The organism is Stenotrophomonas sp. MH181796, assembly GCF_009659995.1.
In the GTDB taxonomy this organism is placed as follows: Bacteria; Pseudomonadota; Gammaproteobacteria; order Xanthomonadales; family Xanthomonadaceae; genus Stenotrophomonas; species Stenotrophomonas riyadhensis.
Genome location: NZ_RAHU01000002.1, coordinates 397,497 through 414,913, shown reverse-complemented (window position 1 = coordinate 414,913; position 17,417 = coordinate 397,497). Strand labels below are relative to the sequence as shown.

The window sequence follows — 17,417 nt, the reverse complement described above, 5'->3', positions numbered from 1 at the left end:
AGTGCGTGATGCGCGCGCTGGCGCTGGGCCTGCTGCTGGCGTTGCCGTCGCTGTCGTTCGCGGCGGCCGAGCCGAATACCCAAGTGCCGGCGGGCAGCCGCCACTACGCAGCGACGACGGTGCCGGACCGCATCGTCGCCTCGCCGGCGGTGGATCCCAGCCACGGTTTCGCCGTGGCCTGGCGTACCGATGGCAGCGTGCAGGCGCCGCTGCTGGAAATCGCCCTGGCCGGGGATTCGCCGGCCATCGAGGGCATCCGCCAGGTGCGCGCAACGACCCGCGCGCTGCAGACGGAGAACGGGTTGTCGCATCACCATCGTGCCGACATCAGCGGCCTGCAGCCGGACACCCAGTACGTCTACCGCGTGCAGGGCAATGGCAGTTGGAGTGCCTGGAACCAGCTGCGTACGCTGGCCGCGGCCAACCAGCCGCTGACCCTGCTGTACTTCGGTGATACCCAGAACAAGAACGTCAGCCATGTCAGCCGCGTGGTGCGTGCCGCGCAGAAGGCTGCACCGCAGGCGCGGGTGAGCCTGTTCGCCGGTGACCTGGTCAGCGGCGGCGACAACATGGATGACAGCGAGTGGGGCGAGTGGTTTGCCGCCTCCGGCTGGCTGGCGCAGGAAACGCTGGTGGCCCCGGCCATCGGCAACCACGAGTACTTCGAGGAATTCGAGGACACCCCGCAGGAGCGCCGCGCGCTGGGCCGACACTGGCCGGTGACCTTCGCGCTGCCGGGCAATGGCGCCGCCGCCGCGCAGCAGACCAGCTACTGGTTCGACGCGCAGGGCGTGCGCGTGGCGGTGGTCGATGGCACCTCGGCACTCGATCTCGGCACGGCCAAGGCGCAGGCACAGTGGCTGGACAAAGTTCTGACCGGCAACCCGCAGCCGTGGACCATCGTATTGCTGCACCAGCCGTTCTACTCGCCGCGCGAAGGGCGCGAGAACGCCGCGCTGCGTGACGTGCTGTTGCCGGTGGTACGCCGCCACAACGTCGATCTGGTGCTGCAGGGCCACGATCACACCTATGGCCGTCGTGGCGAGGGGCAGGCTGCGACGCCGCAGTACGTGGTGACCGTGGCCGGGCCGAAGCAGTACCGCCTTTCCGACGAAGCCCGCAGGACGATGGATCCGGTGGCCGAAGATACCCAGCTGTTCCAGGTGCTGAACATCGACCCGCAACACCTGCGCTATGAAGCACGTACCGTGACCGGCCGTCTTTACGATGCCTTCGAACTGCGCCGTGATGCCAAGGGTGGCAAGCAGCGCACGGAGCTGACCGAAGGCCGCATCACGCCACGCGACTGCCCGCGCGCGCAGACCGCCAAGGGTCGTGCCGACCGCTGCTGGGAGTGAGAAAACGCATATGACCACGCCCCGTCGCATCCTTCCGCTCGCTGCCATCGGTGCTGCCCTGCTGCTGCTGGCCAGTGCCGTGGCCGCAGCCGATGCCGTGCTGCATCCGTTCCTGGTCGCCCAGCCGAAGCAGGCCCCGCAGGAGGTGAATCTGGCGGTGGAGATTCCGGCCGGCAGCTTCACCAAGTACGAGATCAAGGAAGACGGTCTGGTGCACGTGGACCGCTTCCAGTCGATGCCGGTGGCCTATCCGGCCAACTACGGTTCGATGCCGCGCACCCTGGCCGGTGACAACGATCCGCTGGATGCGCTGGTGCTGACCCGTGAGCCCCTGCATCCGGGTGTGATCGTGCGCTTCCGGCCGATCGGTTACCTGAAGATGATCGATGGCGGCGAGCACGACGAGAAGATCATCGGCGTGCCGACCGACACGGTCGACCCGACCTACGCCAGCATCCGTGACCTGGCGGATCTGCCGGAGGTCGAGCGCCAGCGCATCGAAGCCTTCTTCCGGGTCTACAAGGACCTGCCGGCCGCTCGCAACCCGGTGCAGCTCAACGGCTGGGGCAATGCCGCCGAAGCCCGCGCGCTGATCAGTGAAGCGATGGAGCGGTTCAAACAGTAGATCCACGCCTTACGTGGATGGCCGCCTGCGCGCATCTCCTTCACCGCCGCTGGCTATCATGTCCGCCTTCCACAACGAAGGCGGTGCATGTGTCGGTAGCGTTGGTATGGTTCCGCCGTGATCTGCGGCTGCAGGACAATCCGGCCCTGCAGGCCGCGCTGGATGCGGGCCACGACGTGGTGCCGGTCTACATCCATGCGCCGCACGAGGAAGGCGAGTGGGTGCCTGGCGCGGCCTCCGATGCGTGGCGCCATCGTTCACTGGGCGCATTGGATGCCGACCTGCGCGTGCGCGGTTCGTCGCTGGTGCTGCGCAGTGGTGACAGTCTGCCGACCCTGCAGTTGCTGATCGAGCAGACCGGCGCCGAGGCGGTGTACTGGAACCGCAAGTACGAGCCGGCCACCCAGCCTCGCGACGCCACCATCAAGCGTACGCTGCGCGAGCAGGGCATCGACGCGCAGAGCTGCAATGGCAGCCTGCTGTTCGAGCCGTGGGACATCGCCACCCAGAAGGGCCAGCCGTACAAGGTGTTCACGCCGTACTGGCGCAACGTGCTCAGTCATTGGCGCCTGCCCGCGTTGCAGGCCGCGCCGAAGGCATTGGCGGCGCACACCGCCGACAGCCTCGCATTGGACGAGCTGCGGTTGGCGCCTACGCTGGACTGGGATACCGGCTTCTGGGAGCACTGGCAGCCGGGCGAGGCTGGTGCGCTGGAAGCACTTTCCGTGTTCGAGGACGGCGCGTTGCGCGGTTACCGCGAGCAGCGCGACCTGCCGGATCGGGTCGGTACCTCGCGGCTGTCGCCGCACCTGCATTTCGGCGAGATCGCGCCGTGGCGCATCGCCCACGCGCTGGAAGGACTGCGCAGTGCCGGCACCGACGCCGACATCGACGGCTATCTGCGCCAGCTCGGCTGGCGTGATTTCGCCTATCACCTGCTGCATCACTTCCCGAAGACGCCGACCGACAACCTCAACCCGCGCTTTGACCGTTTCCCATGGGCCACGCCGAGCGCCGTACAGCTGCACGACTGGCAGCGCGGCAACACCGGTGTGCCGATCGTCGATGCCGGCCTGCGTGAGCTGTGGCACACCGGCTACATGCACAACCGGGTGCGGATGATCGTGGCCAGCTACCTGTGCAAGCACCTGCGCGCGCACTGGCTGCATGGCGCGCGCTGGTTCTGGGACACGCTGGTCGATGCCGACCTGGCCAACAACACGATGGGCTGGCAATGGGTGGCTGGAACCGGTGCCGATGCCGCGCCGTATTTCCGCGTGTTCAATCCGGTCACCCAGGCCGAGAAGTTCGACCCCCAGGCCCGCTACATCAGCCGCTGGGTGCCGGAACTGGCGGCGCTGCCGGTGAAGGCACGCTTCGCACCCTGGCAGCATCCGCTGCTGCTGGCGGCGCATGCCCCGGGCTATCCGCGCACCCCGCTGGTGGATCTGGCCGCCGGCCGCGATGCCGCGCTGGCTGCCTACCGGCAGTCGGGAGCAGGGTAAAGTGCGGGCTGAGCGATCCGGTCAGTTAGCTGAACGCGGCCCTGTCGGCGTGCCGGATCATCATTCCGGCATCGCATCGGGCTGTTTATTCTCTTTGCGCCCGCAAGCCGCCGGCCGATCGGAAACCAAGGAGAACCCCATGATCCGCAACACCACCCGCAACGTCGCGCTGGCCCTGATGAGTGCGGCCGTCCTGTCGGCCTGCGCCACCGGCGGCTCCTATGTGCAGAGTGACCAGTATGGCAACCCGACCGAGCAGCAGAACCGCACCGGCCGCAATGCACTGATCGGTACCGCCATCGGTGTGGCCGCTGGCCTGCTGACGGGCGACAGCGCTACCGAACGCCGTCAGCACGCGCTGATCGGTGCCGGTATCGGCGCACTCAGCGGTGCCGCTGTCGGCCAGTACCAGGATCGCCAGGAACGCGCACTGCGCGAGCGCACCGCCAACACCGGCATCGATGTGCAGCGCCAGGGCGACAATATCATGCTGAACCTGCCGGATGGCATCACGTTCGACTTCGGCAAGTCGACCCTGAAGCCGCAGTTCTACGGCTCGCTCAATGGCGTCGCGGGTACCCTGCGTGACTACAACCAGACCATGATCGAAGTGGTTGGCCACACCGACAGCATCGGCAGCGACGCGGTCAACAACCGCCTGTCCAAGGAACGCGCCGACTCGGTCGCGCAGTACCTGATCGGCCAGGGCGTGCAGAGCGTGCGTATCGAAACGCTGGGCGCCGGCAAGTCGTACCCGATTGCCGACAACAGCACCGATGCCGGCCGCGCCAAGAACCGCCGCGTCGAGATCCGCGTGATTCCCCTGAAGCAGTAACGCGTAGCGTTACGGTTCCGGCGCAGCCGGAACGAAAATGCCGCCCTTGCAGGCGGCATTTTCTGTAGGTGCCGAGCTTGCTCGGCACGCCGATAGCGCTCCCGGTCGCGGCTTCTCCGAACGGCGCCGACCAAGGTCGGCATCTACCGAAAGCCAGGCAGCCGGAACGAAAATGCCGCCCTTGCAGGCGGCATTTTCTGTAGGTGCCGAGCTTGCTCGGCACGCCGATAGCGCTCCCGGTCGCGGCTTCTCCGAACGGCGCCGACCAAGGTCGGCATCTACCGAAAGCCAGGCAGCCGGAACGAAAATGCCGCCCTTGCAGGCGGCATTTTCTGTAGGTGCCGAGCTTGCTCGGCACGCCGATAGCGCTCCCGGTCGCGGCTTCTCCGAACGGCGCCGACCAAGGTCGGCATCTACCGGAAGCCACCCAACCGGAACGAAAATGCCGCCCTTGCAGGCGGCATTTTCTGTAGGTGCCGAGCTTGCTCGGCACGCCGACAGCCCATGTGGAAAGCCATGCCGACCAAGGTCGGCATCTACCTGGAAATTGGCGCACGGCATCGTTGTGGATTACGCCGCCGAAGCCGCGACCTTCTCCAGGATCCGCTTGCCACTGCTTTCCAGCGCGGCGTCTTCCTTTTCCTTCTGCTGCTGCGCCAGCTTCGCGCCTGGGCACTGCGCCAGCATGTAGTTGGCGTCGAAGTTGAGCTTCTCGACCAGGAAGTCGACGAATGCACGCACCTTCGGCGAGACCAGGCGGCCACCGGCGAACACGGCGTTGAAGTCCACTTCCGGCCCGGTCCAGCCAGCCAGCACGCGGCGCACCATGCCCGATTCGACGAACGGCTTGGCCATCACGTCGCCGGTCAGCAGCAGGCCTTCGCCACAGACCAATGCACCATTCAACGCAGACATGTCGTTGGCGGTCATCAGCGGGGTGACCGGGAAGTCACGCAGCTCGCCGCCGTTCTCGCCCAGCTGCCAGGTGAAGCGCGGCGAGTTGCCGGTGTGGTACGGCTTGCGCATCGCCAGGATGCGATGGAACTGCAGCTCTTCCGGGTGCAGCGGCTCACCATAGCGTTCGATGTAGGCCGGGCTGGCGAACACCTGCGTGCGCAGGCTGCCCAGCTTGCGTGCCACCAGGTTGGAATCGGGCAGGGCACCCACGCGCAGGGCCAGGTCCGCCTCACCTGCAATCAGGTCCAGCTTCTCGTTGCCCATGTGCATGTCCAAGCGGATCTCTGGATACTGCGCATGGAACTGGCCCAGCAGCGGCGCAATCCAGGTGATGCCGATCGAGTAAGGCACAGTGAAGCGCAGCCAGCCGCGCGGACCGGACTGCAGCTGGCTTACCGCGCTCTCGGCTTCTTCAAGCTCGCGTGCGATGCGCTGGCAGTGCTCGTGATAGATCGAGCCGGCCTCCGTCAGGCCAAGGCGGCGGGTGGTCCGGTGCAGCAGTCGCGCACCCAGGCGGGTTTCCAGCTCCTGCACTTTGCGGCTGACCGTGGTCTTGGGCAGGCCGAGCGATTTGGCAGCGGCAATGAAGCTGCCTTGCTCGACCACTTTGACGAAGATCAGCGTCTCGTTGAGATCGTGGGACATGGTCGGGGATCCTGGACGTCGGGGATGGGACAATCGTGACAGAACGATTGGACCGGGAGCGGGATGATTATTCCCCTTAATCAGGACTAATCAAGTAAAGGTTTGAGGTCTATCGTGGCGCCATTCGTTATTTGGAGCCCGTTCGCCATGAGCCTGCGCAACATTCTTGCCCGTCTCCGGAACGCCGGCCAGAGTACCCTGGACCTGGCGATGACCGTTGAAGCCCGTCCGAGTTCCTTGGTGCACAAGGATTTCCGGGAGTTTACCGCGCCCATGCGTCAACAGCGTGGCGGTGCCATCCGCCTGGTTCCGCACAAGGGTGACCGGCTGCGTCGAATTGGGACTATCCCGGATTTGGGAGGAAATGTCCCGTGAATGGGATACTGACGCCCGAAGTTCTGGTCCTCGGCGGCACCGGTGCCGTGGGCCAGGGCGTGGTCGGCGCCCTGCTGGAGGCCGGCAGCCCGGTGCTGGTGGTCGGGCGCGATCCGGGCCGGTTGGCGGCGCTGCATGAGCAGTTCGCCGATGAGCCGGGCCTGGAAACCGTGCTGGGTTCGCTCAGTGATGATGGCTCGGCGCGGGCACTGGCCGAACGCATCGCGCATCGCCCGCGTCCGCTGGCCGCGGTGATCGCCGCAATGGGCGGCCCTTACCGTCGCGGCCGGGTGACTGACCGCAACGGCGACGAGCTGCTCGGTGCGATGCAGGCCGACCTGATGCCGCACGTGCACGCAGTGCGTCATCTGCTGCCGCTGCTGCAGGACAACGTGCATGCGCGCCGCTACGTGATGATCGGCAGTCCGGCCAATGCCAAGCCATGGGCGGGCTACGGCGAAACCTCGATCACCACTGCCGCGCTGCGCATGTACGCGCAGGTGGTGCACCAGGAAGCCCAGGCACTGGGCGTGCGCGCGCAGATGCTGGAAGTCTGCAGCCCGGTGTGCACCCCAGCCAACGCGGCCAACGCCTGCATCGAGTGGCCCAGCTCGCTGCTGGTCGGTCGCCGCGTGGTCTCGCTGCTCGATGGGTGTCGCGACAACCGCGCCATCGTCCGCTGTGACAGCAGCGATGCCGAACTGCCGCGCGGTCTCCTGCACCTGGAAATTCCTCCGCTCTGGCGCGACACCGCAGGCGTTGCTTGACCTCGACCATGGTTGAGGTCGCAGTATGCGCCGCCGATTTTTGCAACACGTTCTCATATAGCTGTACCACCCCTCCGTACGGATGCATGCCATGACTTCCCCCAACACCACCCCACATCGTTTCGGCCATCGCATCGCGATGGTCGGCGTGTCGATCCTCGCCGCGGCCGTGCTTGCAGCCTGCAGCGGCGGCCATGCCGAAGAAGCCGGTGCACCGCCGCCGCCGCAGGTCAGTGCCGCGCCGGTACTGGTCAAGCAGGTCAGCCAATGGGACGAGTTCAGCGGCCGCGTCGAAGCGGTACAGAGCGTTGAACTGCGCCCGCGCGTGTCCGGCTACATCGACAAGGTCAACTATGTCGAAGGCCAGGAAGTGAAGAAGGGCGAAGTGCTCTTCACCATCGACGCGCGCAGCTACCAGGCCGAGTACGATCGCGCCGCCGCCGAACTCGCCCGCGCCCGCACCCAGGCGACGCTGGCCCGCAGCGAGTCCGAGCGTGCCAAGCGATTGTCCGAGCAGCAGGCGATCTCCACCGAGACCGCCGAGCAGCGTCGCGCTGCCGCCGACCAGTCCGGTGCCGCCGTGCAGGCGGCGCAGGCTGCGTTGGATGCGGCCCGCCTCAACCTGGAGTTCACCAAGGTGCGTGCACCGATCGACGGCCGCGCCGGCCGCGCGATGGTCACCGCCGGCAACCTGGTCACCGCCGGCGACAGCGCCAGCGTGCTGACCACGCTGGTCTCGCTGGATACCGTGTTCGTCTACTTCGATGCCGACGAAAGCACCTTCCTGCGCTACGCACAGATGGCGCGCAAGGGCGAGCGCCCGAGCGAGCGTGACAGCGACCTGCCGGTGAAGGTCGGCCTGTCCGGTGAAGAGGGCTACCCGCACTCCGGCAAGGTCGACTTCCTCGACAACCAGGTGGCGCGCAGCACCGGCACCATCCGTGTCCGCGCGCTGCTGGACAACGCCGACCGCCAGTTCACCCCGGGCCTGTTCGCCCGCGTGCAGCTGCTCGGCAGCGGCCAGTTCCAGGCCCTGCTGATCGACGACAAGGCCGTGCTGACCGACCAGGACCGCAAGTACGTGTACGTGGTCGACAAGGATGGCAAGGCCCAGCGCCGGGACATCCAGCTCGGCCGCACCGCCGACGGCCTGCGTATCGTCGAGCACGGCCTGGCCGCCGGCGACAAGGTGATCATCGATGGCGTGCAGAAGGTCTTCATGCCGGGCATGCCGGTGCAGGCCAAGGCCGTGGCGATGCAGCCACAGGCTGCGGCGCCGGCACCGGGCCGCGATGCCACCGCCGCGCTGAACCACTGATCCGCGTCCCCGCTTAGCTGCCGGCGCCAGCGGCAGCCTTCCCTGCCTTCGTCATCTCGGCGAGGGGCAGGGAGGCTGTTGCCCGCCGAATGCCTTTCCCAGGAATTCCTCCATGGACTTTTCCCGTTTCTTCATCGACAGGCCGATCTTCGCGGCGGTGCTGTCGATCGTGATCTTCGCCGCAGGCCTAATCACGATTCCGATCCTGCCGATCAGCGAGTACCCCGAAGTGGTGCCGCCGTCGGTGGTCGTGCGCACGGTGTATCCGGGCGCCAACCCCAAGGTCATCGCCGAGACCGTCGCCACGCCGCTTGAAGAGGCCATCAACGGCGTCGAAGGCATGATGTACCTGAAGTCGGTCGCCGGCTCGGACGGCGTGCTGCAGATGACCGTGACCTTCCGCCCGGGCACCGACCCGGACGCAGCGGCGGTGAAGGTGCAGAACCGCGTGGCGCAGGCGCAGGCGCGCCTGCCCGAGGACGTGCGCCGGCAGGGCGTGACCACGCAGAAGCAGTCACCGACCTTCCTGATGGTGGTGCACCTGACCTCGCCGCAAGGCAAGTACGACACCCTGTACCTGCGCAACTATGCCCGCCTGCACGTCAAGGATGCGCTGGCGCGCATTCCGGGCGTGGGTGACGCGCAGATCTTCGGTGGTGGCGACTACGCCATGCGCGCCTGGCTGGACCCGGACAAGGTGGCCTCGCGTGGCCTGACCGCCAGCGACGTGGTGCGTGCGATGCGCGAGCAGAACGTGCAGGTCTCGGCCGGCCAGCTCGGTGCCGAGCCACTGCCGAACAGCCAGTTCCTGACCCTGATCAACGCCCAGGGCCGCCTGAAGACCGAAAAGGAATTCGGCGACATCGTGCTCAAGAGCGGTGTGGACGGCGAGATCGTGCGCCTGTCCGACGTTGCCCGCCTGGAACTGGGCGCCGGCGACTACACCCTGCGCTCGCAGCTGGACGGCAAGAACGCGGTCGGTATCGGTATCTTCCAGTCGCCCGGTGCCAACGCGCTGGAGATCCGTGACCAGGTCATCTCGACGATGGACGAGATGCAGAAGACCATGCCGGCCGACGTGAAGTACGAAGCCGTGTATGACACCACCATCTTCGTGCGCGACTCGATCAAGGCCGTGGTCTCCACGCTGCTGGAAGCGATCGCCCTGGTGGTGCTGGTGGTGATCCTGTTCCTGCAGACCTGGCGTGCGTCGATCATTCCGCTGATCGCGGTGCCGGTGTCGGTGGTCGGTACCTTCGCCGCGCTGTACCTGCTGGGCTTCTCGATCAACACGCTGAGCCTGTTCGGCCTGGTGCTGGCGATCGGCATCGTGGTCGACGACGCGATCGTGGTGGTGGAGAACGTCGAGCGCAACATCGAGGAAGGCCTGTCGCCCACCGCGGCGGCCCACCAGGCCATGCGTGAGGTGTCCGGCCCGATCGTGGCGATCGCGCTGGTGCTGTGTGCCGTGTTCGTGCCGATGGCGTTCCTGTCGGGTGTCACTGGCCAGTTCTACAAGCAGTTCGCGGTCACCATCGCCATCTCCACGGTGATCTCGGCGATCAACTCGCTGACCCTGTCGCCGGCCCTGGCCGCGCGCCTGCTGAAGGCCCACGGTGCGCCGAAGGACGGCCCGAGCCGCCTGATCGACCGCCTGTTCGGCTGGGTGTTCCGTCCGTTCAACCGCTTCTTCAAGTCCAGCTCGGAGAAGTACGAGCGTGGCGTGGCCCGCATCCTCGGCCGTCGTGGCGCGGTGTTCGTGGTCTACGCGATCCTGCTGGTCGGTACCGGCGTGATCTTCAAGCTGGTGCCGCCGGGCTTCATCCCGACCCAGGACAAGCTGTACCTGATCGCCGGCGTGAAGCTGCCGGAAGGTTCGTCAATCGCGCGTACCGATGAAATGCTGCGCAAGGTTGCCAAGATCGCCCAGGAAACCGATGGCGTGGCCCACACCATCTCGTTCCCGGGTTTGAACGCGCTGCAGTTCACCAACACGCCGAACACCGGTGTGGCGTTCATTCCGCTCAAGCCGTTCGCCGAGCGCCATGGCCGCACCGCCGCGCAGATCAATGCCGAGATCAACCAGAAGATCGCCGGTCTGCAGGAGGGCTTCGCCTTCGCGATGATGCCGCCGCCGATCCTCGGCCTGGGCAACGGCAACGGCTACCAGATGTTCATCGAGGACCGTGGCAACCTGGGTTACGGCGCGCTGCAGAATGCCGTGCAGGCGATGCAGGGCACCGTTGCGCAGACCCCGGGCATGGCCTTCCCGATTTCCAGCTACCAGGCCAACGTGCCGCAGCTGGATGCCGAGGTGGACCGCGTCAAGGCCAAGGCCCAGGGCGTGCAGCTCACCGAGCTGTTCGACACGCTGCAGACCTACCTCGGTTCGGCCTACGTCAACGACTTCAACCAGTTCGGCCGTACCTGGCAGGTGATCGCCCAGGCAGATGGTCCGTTCCGCGAGACGGTCGAGGACATCGGCAAGCTGCGTACCCGCAATGACCGCGGCGAGATGGTGCCGATCGGTTCGATGGTCACCATCAAGCAGACCTTCGGCCCGGACCCGGTGCTGCGCTTCAATGGCTATCCGGCCGCGGACCTGGCCGGTGAAGCCGACCCGCGCCTGCTGTCCTCGGCCGAGGCGATGAACAAGCTGACCGAGATCGCCGGCAAGGTGCTGCCGGTGGGCATGACCACCGAATGGACCGACCTGAGCTACCAGCAGGCAACCCAGGGCAAGGCCGCCTTCATCGTGTTCCCGGTGGCGATCATGCTGGCCTTCCTGGTGCTGGCCGCGCTGTACGAGAGCTGGTCGCTGCCGCTGGCGGTGATCCTGATCGTGCCGATGACCCTGCTGTCCGCGTTGTTCGGCGTGTGGCTGACCGGAGGCGACAACAACGTGTTCGTGCAGGTCGGCCTGGTGGTGCTGATGGGCCTGGCGTGCAAGAACGCGATCCTGATCGTCGAATTCGCCAGAGAGCTGGAGATGGGCGGCAAGGGCATCGTTGAAGCTGCGCTGGAAGCCTGCCGCCTGCGTCTGCGCCCGATCGTGATGACCTCCATCGCGTTCATCGCCGGCACCGTACCGCTGGTGCTGTCGCACGGTGCGGGTGCCGAGGTGCGCTCGGTGACCGGTATCACCGTGTTCGCCGGCATGCTGGGCGTGACCCTGTTCGGCCTGTTCCTCACCCCGGTGTTCTACGTGGCCCTGCGCAAGTTCGTCACCCGCAACGGTGGTGGCCAGCTGGTGCAGCACGGCGAGCCGACCATCCACCACTGACATGGAACCCCGTCGCCGCCGGCCATTGCCGGCGGCGGCTTCCCCTCACGAGGCAAGAATCCATGAACACCCATCAGAACAAGATCGCGCTGGTCACCGGCGCCACCCGCGGCATCGGCGCCGAGACCGTGCGCCAGCTGGCCCAGGCCGGCGTGCATACGCTGCTGGCCGGCCGCAAGCGCGAAACCGCCGTGGAGCAGGCGCTGAAGCTTCAGGCCGAGGGCCTGCCAGTGGAAGCGCTGCAGCTGGACGTTACCGATGGCGCCAGCATCGCCGAGGCTGTGCAGCAGGTGCGCGAGCGCCATGGCCGTCTCGACATCCTGGTCAACAACGCCGGTGTGTTGCTGGAAAATCCGGCGCAGCGGCCGTCCGAGCAATCGCTGGACACCTGGCGCCGCACCTTCGACACCAACGTCTATGCGCTGGTAGCGGTGACCCAGGCCTTCCTGCCGTTGCTGCAGCAGGCCAAGGCCGGCCGCATCGTGAATGTCTCCAGCATCCTCGGTTCGCAGACCCTGCATGCCGACCCGGCATCAGGCATCTACGATTTCAAGATCCCGGCCTACAACGCTTCCAAGGCCGCGGTGAACAGCTGGACCCTGGCGCTGGCGCACGAACTGCGCAGCACGCAGATCAAGGTCAACACCGTGCATCCGGGCTACGTGAAAACCGACATGAACGGTGGCCACGGCGAGATCGAAATCGCAGAGGGCGCGCGCTCCAGCGTGCAGATGGCTCTGGTCGGCCACGAAGGCCCGAACGGCAGCTTCACCTACCTGGGCGAGGTGCTGCCATGGTGATCCGCACGTTGGCGATGGCCGTCTCCAGCCTGGTGCTGGCAGGTTGTGTCAGCGTCGGCCCGAACTACAAGGCACCGGTGCAGGAACCGGTAGTCCTGCAGGGCGCACAGCAGCCGGTGTTCAGCACCACCTCGCCGGTGGCCAGCTGGTGGGCGCAGTTCGATGATCCGGTGCTGGAAGAACTGGTGCACGGTGCACTGTCGGACAACCTGGACCTGCGCGTGGCCGTGGCCCGTGTCAGCCAGGCCCGCGCGGTGTTTGTCGAAAGCCGTTTCGACCAGGCCCCGCACATCACCGCCGGTGGCAGCTACGACCGCCGCAAGCAACCCGATCCGCAGCTGGGTGGGCAGCGGGTGTTCAGTGAAAGCTACCAGCTCGGTTTCGACGCGGGCTGGGAGCTGGATCTGTTCGGCCGCAAGCGCCGTGCTGCAGAAGCCGCGCGCGCCGACCTCGACGCCGAGCAGGCCAACCTGGCCGACGCACAGGTGCTGGTCGCCGCTGAGGTGGCGCGCAACTACTTCGAGCTGCGCGGCACGCAGAAGCGCATCGCCGTGGCCCAGCACACCCTGGTCAACCTGCGTGATACGCAGAAGCTGACCGAGGCACGCTGGGAACTGGGCGCCGGCAGCGAGCTGGACGTGCAGAGCAGCCGGGCTCGCCTGAAGGCGATCGAGGCCGACATTCCATTGCTGGAAGTCGCCGAGACGCAGTCGCGCAACCGACTGGCGGTGCTGCTCGGCCAGCGACCGGAAGTGCTGGCCGAGATGCTCGCGCCGCATGAGGTACCGGCGTTCGCCAAGGCATTGCCGCTGGGCGATACCCGCGAACTGCTGCGCCAGCGCGCCGACGTACGCGTGGCCGAACGTCGCCTGGCCGCTGCCACCGCACGCGTGGGCGTGGCTACCGCCGATCTGTTCCCGCGGTTGTCGCTGTCCGGCTTTGTCGGGTTCCTGGGCGGCGATGCCAGTGGCCTGGTCAATGGCAACAACAAGGCCTGGTCGCTGACGCCGTCGCTGAGCTGGGCGGCCTTTGATTTCGGCACCGTGCGCGCACGCTTGCGTGCCAGCAAGGCCGAGGCCGAGGGCGTGGCCGCACAGTACGAGCAGGCCGTGCTGCTGGCCCTGGAAGACACCGAGAACGCGCTGACCCGCTATTCCAAGCAGCAGGCGCGGCTGGCGATCGTGGTCGAGCAGGCGCAGGCGGCACGGCGTGCCGAATCGCTGGCGCAGATCCGCTATCGCGAGGGCTCGGAGGACTTCCTGACCCTGCTGGATGCTCAGCGTACGCAGTTGGCGGCGGATGATGCGTTGGCTGCGGCCGAATCCGAAGTCAACGTCAGCGTTGTCGGTGTGTACAAGGCGCTGGGTGGCTGGGGGCAGGCGCCGCAGGCGGCGCCGAGCGTCGCGGTCGCGCGCTGAGCGCAACGCTCCGCCAGTAGGCCCTGGGCCGGTACGGGCGAAATGCCGGTACCGGCCTTCCTGTTGCAGCGATGCGGGTCAGGGGGCCTGCCGCAGCTGGCAGGCGGCAAGGTCCTTCTGGCGCTCGCGTGGGGTATCCCGCAGGGGCAGCACGTGGCGCTGCGCGCCTTCACCCACAACGCAGAACAGGCCGCGGTACCAGCGCCGTGACGGACCCTCCGGGCCGGGTACGGACGATACCAGCACCACGCCATAGGCTTGGCCGGGCGACAGCGCGACGCCGCGCAGCGCAGGCTGCTCGTCCAGGCGCAGGCAGTGGCCCGGTGCCAGTGTCTGGCCGTCGCCGCCAAGCTCGGCGGTAGCCAACGGTCGTTCGCGACCAGCGCTGCGCTCGAACAGCTGCACGTGGTCCACGGTCACTGGCGCACGCTCATCGCCCACCGTCACGCAGGGCGTGCCTTGCTGATCCTTCACCTGTGCCGACGCATGACGCGAGGTCGCCGCGCCCGCAAGGGCTGGCATGCACAGCAGGGCAAGCAGGGGCAGGGTGCGCATCGGGTCATTCCTTGGTGTTGGGCAGGTTGGACGCTGCAGCCGGATCGGCCAGGAAATCGGACAGCATCGGGGCCAGTGTTGCGGCCACGTTGGAGGCTCCTACACGTGCGGCGATGGTGGCCTGGTACGCCTCGCTGGTGAATGCTGCCACGAAGTAGTCTGCAAGGATGTCGCCCTGCTGCTCCATGTTGAAGTCGCACAGGCGCTTGTCGTTCGATGGCGCGTAGTCATATTTCATGTTGGGACGGAACATGCGGACCCATTTGATGGAGTAGCCCAGCTGGTATTGCCACACATGCACCATCTCGTGGATGAACCAGTGCTGCTTGTCCACGCCCAATGCTGAATAGTCGTCCTCGTGAACGCCCTTCGGGAAGTACATCTCACCGTTGGGCGTGACCGCGGTGTTCTTATCCTGGAACCCGAAGAACAACCAGTACCCATGGTTATGTACCTTGACCCGGGCATAGTCGACACTGGTGCCGAACACCTTGCGCGCGATGTCGATTTCTCCGGCGGTCAGGCTGCGTTCGTGGCCCTTGGCCTCGACCTCCACCACGGACTGTCCATAGGCCTCTTCGGTCGTTGCGGCGCCGTCCACCGCAAAGCTGACCTTGTCTTCGGCGCCGGTGACGCTGCTGCAGCAGGTGGCCGAACCACTGGGCTCGCTCAACGTCGCGCGCACGATGCGCACCGCACTGTCAGTCTGCACGCGCGCGGTGGCACCGTTGCTGTCGGTGGTCCCGCTGACCTGCTCGCCGTTGTCCAGCTCCAGGGTATAGGGCACGTTTGAGAGGGGTTCCCTGGAGCGCGTCAGGAAGCGCAGTGCCTGGTCGAACAGGCCGCTTTCACGCTTGCCCATCAGGCGCGTGGCGATACCGGCCACGCTCGCGGCCTTGTCCAGTGTTGCCGCAGCCGAACCTCCCGCTGCCGCGCCACCGCCACCGCCCTGTTCGAGGAACACGTGGGTCTGTTGGCTGGACATCAGCGAGCATCCGCATGCGCAGAGATCGCCGTGACGTGCGACGGGCTGTCCATCAATGATCACCGTGCTGTCGCCGGAGGCGATGCGGGTGGGGCCATGACGCTTGCAGAGCGCTGGATCGCCGATGCGCGCGACCGGCTTGCCGTCGATATCCGTCATCGGGGATCCCTGCAGCACCTGGCCGCCGCTGCTCAGGGGATCACCCAGCACAATCCAGTTTCTTGCCATCGAGCACGCTCCCTGTGAATGAAGCCGCGAATCCTTGCCGGTGCCATGCTATCGCGCAAACCGCGAACTGACATTCATGAACAGGCTCCTGCCGTGAGGCCGGTCGGCTGGCCGACGCCCAATTGAGGGGGCAGAACGCTAGCGCGCCCATGAGATGTGGCAACCGTCACGGTTATGACGCATCTGACTCTGCCCTAACCTGGGCCTGCCCTGTAACTAATGGGGCAGGCCCTTGGGAGGACAAACGATGATTGATGGCAGAGGGGATACCCAACGCATGTTGTTCGGTGATCCGGGCCCGCCCGGAGCGGGGCTTTCGGTGGCCGTAGTGGTGCTGCTGGTGTTGGCGACGATGGCCGCGGCGATCGGCTTCGCGCGCCTGCCGGATCCACTGGTGGGGCTGGGGCTGATCGGCATCGCCGTGTTCCTCGCCATCGGCGCCCGCATCTGCCAGGCGCGCAACCAGCACCAGGCGCTGTACCGGTTGTTGTCGAAGCGGCCGCCGCCGTAGTGGCGGCGGCGACGCAGGTTCAGTGCGTTGGCCAGTCCAGCTCGACCACCAGCGGGAAGTGGTCCGACGGCAGCACGCCGTCGATGCGACGGTCATCGGTGAGGAAGCTGCGCGCGTGGAAGCCGCGCACCAGCACCCAGTCCAGCTGCGTGGTGGCATTGCCGGTGAAATCGTGGAAGGTCAGACGTGGCCCCTGTGGTGCCTTCACCTGGGTGCGGGTGTCCTGCAGCGCGCGGGTGAATGCCTTGTACGTATCGCCACCCGGCTCGCTGTTGAAGTCACCGGTCAACACCACCGGCAGATCGGCCGGCAGCGTCGCCAGGCGCGTGCCGATCAGTTCGGCCCCCTTCACCCGTCGCGGTTCGTCCTCGTCGCGGTAGGGCAGGTGGGTATCCATGAAATAGAAGCGACGGCCGTCATTGAGGCGCCGGAACAGGGCCCAGGTGACCATGCGCGGGTACAGGTTGCCCCAGGTGATGCTGCCGGGTACCTCCGGCGTGTCGGACAACCAGAAGTTGCCTGATTGCTCGATCGCCAGCACCTTGCTGTCGTAGAACACGCCCATGTGCTCGTCGCCGCCGCCGCCACGCCGGCCCTCGCCGAACCAGCGGTAGCCGGGCAGGTGTTCGGACAGGTAGTCGGCCTGCTCCTTCACCAGCTCCTGGGTGCCGATCACCGCCGGGTGCGCGTCGAGGATGACCTTGACCATCGCATCGCGACGGTCCGGCCAGCGCTTGCCAAGTTCGGTATCTGCCGGGGTGCGGACATTGAACGACATCACCTTCAGCGGCGCCGGTGTGGCGGCCCAGGTGGCGACAGGCAGAGCAAGCGCCAGCAGCGCGCACAGCGCAGGGCGATGGAAGCGCGACAACATCGTGGAATCCCTCCATTCCATGAAAACGGTTTCATGGAGCATGCCATGGACGATGGGGCCAGTGGTATGCCGGGACGGGCGGATGGAGGATGCCGGGCGGGCGGTGAAAGCACCGCCCGACGGATCGCGCGCGGGGCGATCAGGGATCGTAGATCATCCCGTTCTCGTCCCGGTTGTAGTGACTGGTGACTTCGCGGGTGCCATCGTCGTAGACCACGTACGACGTGCAGCGCTGGTGGAACACGTTGCCACTGATGCGGAAGGGCACGCACTCTTCCAGAACCTCGACGACTTCGGCGGCGGTTGCGGTGGTCGACACCATTCCGGCGAGGGCCACGGCCAGTGCGGCCATCGAGGCCAGTTGCAGTTTCATAAGCG

The 17,417-nt window shown here is 66.5% G+C and carries 16 protein-coding genes; 11 read left to right on the top strand and 5 right to left on the bottom strand.

Features of this window, described 5'->3' with window-relative positions; translation table 11 throughout:
• Window positions 1-8 precede the first annotated feature (8 nt).
• From D5301_RS05810 to D5301_RS05795, 4 genes are all read left to right on the top strand, one after another.
• Complete coding sequence (locus D5301_RS05810; RefSeq protein WP_228756348.1) at window positions 9-1,358, top strand: metallophosphoesterase family protein; 1,350 nt, start codon at window positions 9-11, stop codon at window positions 1,356-1,358.
• 10 nt (window positions 1,359-1,368) lie between these two features.
• Entirely contained in the window at window positions 1,369-1,983 is a 615-nt protein-coding gene (locus D5301_RS05805; protein WP_153855120.1) for an inorganic diphosphatase, read from the top strand.
• Window positions 1,984-2,072: 89 nt separating this feature from the next.
• Window positions 2,073-3,488 (top strand): deoxyribodipyrimidine photo-lyase, encoded by a 1,416-nt coding sequence (locus D5301_RS05800; RefSeq protein ID WP_324187274.1) that lies wholly within the window; start codon window positions 2,073-2,075, stop codon window positions 3,486-3,488.
• A 139-nt stretch (window positions 3,489-3,627) separates the two neighbouring features.
• Window positions 3,628-4,323 carry an OmpA family lipoprotein gene (locus D5301_RS05795; RefSeq protein ID WP_010484399.1) on the top strand — a complete coding sequence of 232 codons (696 nt, stop codon included), beginning with the start codon at window positions 3,628-3,630 and terminating at the stop codon, window positions 4,321-4,323.
• Window positions 4,324-4,893: 570 nt separating this feature from the next.
• Here D5301_RS05795 and D5301_RS05790 read toward each other — a convergent pair.
• Entirely contained in the window at window positions 4,894-5,925 is a 1,032-nt protein-coding gene (locus D5301_RS05790; RefSeq protein ID WP_005409107.1) for a LysR family transcriptional regulator, read from the bottom strand.
• Window positions 5,926-6,072: 147 nt separating this feature from the next.
• Between D5301_RS05790 and D5301_RS05785 the strand changes: the two genes are divergently transcribed.
• The 6 genes from D5301_RS05785 to D5301_RS05760 all read left to right on the top strand — a co-directional run bounded on the left by D5301_RS05785 (window position 6,073) and on the right by D5301_RS05760 (window position 13,886).
• Window positions 6,073-6,300, top strand: coding sequence for a hypothetical protein (locus D5301_RS05785; protein WP_110714299.1), 228 nt, complete (start codon window positions 6,073-6,075; stop codon window positions 6,298-6,300).
• Window positions 6,297-7,067, top strand: coding sequence for an SDR family NAD(P)-dependent oxidoreductase (locus tag D5301_RS05780; RefSeq protein ID WP_110711942.1), 771 nt, complete (start codon window positions 6,297-6,299; stop codon window positions 7,065-7,067). Before D5301_RS05785 ends, D5301_RS05780 begins: the two co-directional genes overlap by 4 nt.
• Before the next feature lie 91 nt (window positions 7,068-7,158).
• Window positions 7,159-8,385, top strand: a complete 1,227-nt coding sequence (locus D5301_RS05775) for an efflux RND transporter periplasmic adaptor subunit (RefSeq protein ID WP_110711943.1) — start codon at window positions 7,159-7,161, stop codon at window positions 8,383-8,385.
• Window positions 8,386-8,497: 112 nt separating this feature from the next.
• Window positions 8,498-11,668, top strand: coding sequence for a multidrug efflux RND transporter permease subunit (locus D5301_RS05770; protein WP_153855119.1), 3,171 nt, complete (start codon window positions 8,498-8,500; stop codon window positions 11,666-11,668).
• A gap of 62 nt (window positions 11,669-11,730) precedes the next feature.
• The gene (locus tag D5301_RS05765) at window positions 11,731-12,468 is read left to right on the top strand and encodes an SDR family oxidoreductase (RefSeq protein ID WP_110711945.1); all 738 of its coding nucleotides are present in this window, start codon (window positions 11,731-11,733) and stop codon (window positions 12,466-12,468) included.
• Entirely contained in the window at window positions 12,462-13,886 is a 1,425-nt protein-coding gene (locus D5301_RS05760; protein WP_110711946.1) for an efflux transporter outer membrane subunit, read from the top strand. The genes D5301_RS05765 and D5301_RS05760 overlap by 7 nt, the downstream gene beginning before the upstream one ends.
• Before the next feature lie 78 nt (window positions 13,887-13,964).
• Here D5301_RS05760 and D5301_RS05755 read toward each other — a convergent pair whose 3' ends face one another.
• Together D5301_RS05755 and D5301_RS05750 are read right to left on the bottom strand one after the other, a co-directional pair.
• Window positions 13,965-14,441 (bottom strand): hypothetical protein, encoded by a 477-nt coding sequence (locus D5301_RS05755; protein WP_153855118.1) that lies wholly within the window; start codon window positions 14,439-14,441, stop codon window positions 13,965-13,967.
• A 4-nt stretch (window positions 14,442-14,445) separates the two neighbouring features.
• Complete coding sequence (locus tag D5301_RS05750) at window positions 14,446-15,654, bottom strand: PAAR domain-containing protein (RefSeq protein ID WP_153855117.1); 1,209 nt, start codon at window positions 15,652-15,654, stop codon at window positions 14,446-14,448.
• A gap of 247 nt (window positions 15,655-15,901) precedes the next feature.
• On the opposite strand from D5301_RS05750, the gene D5301_RS05745 reads away from it, so the two are divergent.
• On the top strand, window positions 15,902-16,165 hold the full coding sequence (locus tag D5301_RS05745; RefSeq protein ID WP_110711949.1) for a hypothetical protein: 264 nt from the start codon (window positions 15,902-15,904) through the stop codon (window positions 16,163-16,165).
• A gap of 19 nt (window positions 16,166-16,184) precedes the next feature.
• On the opposite strand, the gene D5301_RS05740 is transcribed toward D5301_RS05745, so the two are convergent.
• Together D5301_RS05740 and D5301_RS05735 are read right to left on the bottom strand one after the other, a co-directional pair.
• Complete coding sequence (locus tag D5301_RS05740; protein ID WP_153855116.1) at window positions 16,185-17,039, bottom strand: endonuclease/exonuclease/phosphatase family protein; 855 nt, start codon at window positions 17,037-17,039, stop codon at window positions 16,185-16,187.
• 139 nt (window positions 17,040-17,178) lie between these two features.
• The gene (locus D5301_RS05735; RefSeq protein WP_306308741.1) at window positions 17,179-17,391 is read right to left on the bottom strand and encodes a hypothetical protein; all 213 of its coding nucleotides are present in this window, start codon (window positions 17,389-17,391) and stop codon (window positions 17,179-17,181) included.
• Between the last annotated feature and the right edge of the window lie 26 nt (window positions 17,392-17,417).

Bases quoted from the DNA above. Each gene is read 5' to 3' on its own strand.
- D5301_RS05810 (WP_228756348.1), top strand. From the start codon at position 9: ATGCGCGCGCTGGCGCTGGGCCTGCTGCTGGCGTTGCCGTCGCTGTCG.
- D5301_RS05805 (WP_153855120.1), top strand. From the start codon at position 1,369: ATGACCACGCCCCGTCGCATCCTTCCGCTCGCTGCCATCGGTGCTGCC.
- D5301_RS05795 (WP_010484399.1), top strand. From the start codon at position 3,628: ATGATCCGCAACACCACCCGCAACGTCGCGCTGGCCCTGATGAGTGCG.
- D5301_RS05790 (WP_005409107.1), bottom strand. From the start codon at position 5,925: ATGTCCCACGATCTCAACGAGACGCTGATCTTCGTCAAAGTGGTCGAG.
- D5301_RS05785 (WP_110714299.1), top strand. From the start codon at position 6,073: ATGAGCCTGCGCAACATTCTTGCCCGTCTCCGGAACGCCGGCCAGAGT.
- D5301_RS05775 (WP_110711943.1), top strand. From the start codon at position 7,159: ATGACTTCCCCCAACACCACCCCACATCGTTTCGGCCATCGCATCGCG.
- D5301_RS05770 (WP_153855119.1), top strand. From the start codon at position 8,498: ATGGACTTTTCCCGTTTCTTCATCGACAGGCCGATCTTCGCGGCGGTG.
- D5301_RS05765 (WP_110711945.1), top strand. From the start codon at position 11,731: ATGAACACCCATCAGAACAAGATCGCGCTGGTCACCGGCGCCACCCGC.
- D5301_RS05760 (WP_110711946.1), top strand. From the start codon at position 12,462: ATGGTGATCCGCACGTTGGCGATGGCCGTCTCCAGCCTGGTGCTGGCA.
- D5301_RS05755 (WP_153855118.1), bottom strand. From the start codon at position 14,441: ATGCGCACCCTGCCCCTGCTTGCCCTGCTGTGCATGCCAGCCCTTGCG.
- D5301_RS05750 (WP_153855117.1), bottom strand. From the start codon at position 15,654: ATGGCAAGAAACTGGATTGTGCTGGGTGATCCCCTGAGCAGCGGCGGC.
- D5301_RS05745 (WP_110711949.1), top strand. From the start codon at position 15,902: ATGATTGATGGCAGAGGGGATACCCAACGCATGTTGTTCGGTGATCCG.
- D5301_RS05740 (WP_153855116.1), bottom strand. From the start codon at position 17,039: ATGTTGTCGCGCTTCCATCGCCCTGCGCTGTGCGCGCTGCTGGCGCTT.
- D5301_RS05735 (WP_306308741.1), bottom strand. From the start codon at position 17,391: ATGGCCGCACTGGCCGTGGCCCTCGCCGGAATGGTGTCGACCACCGCA.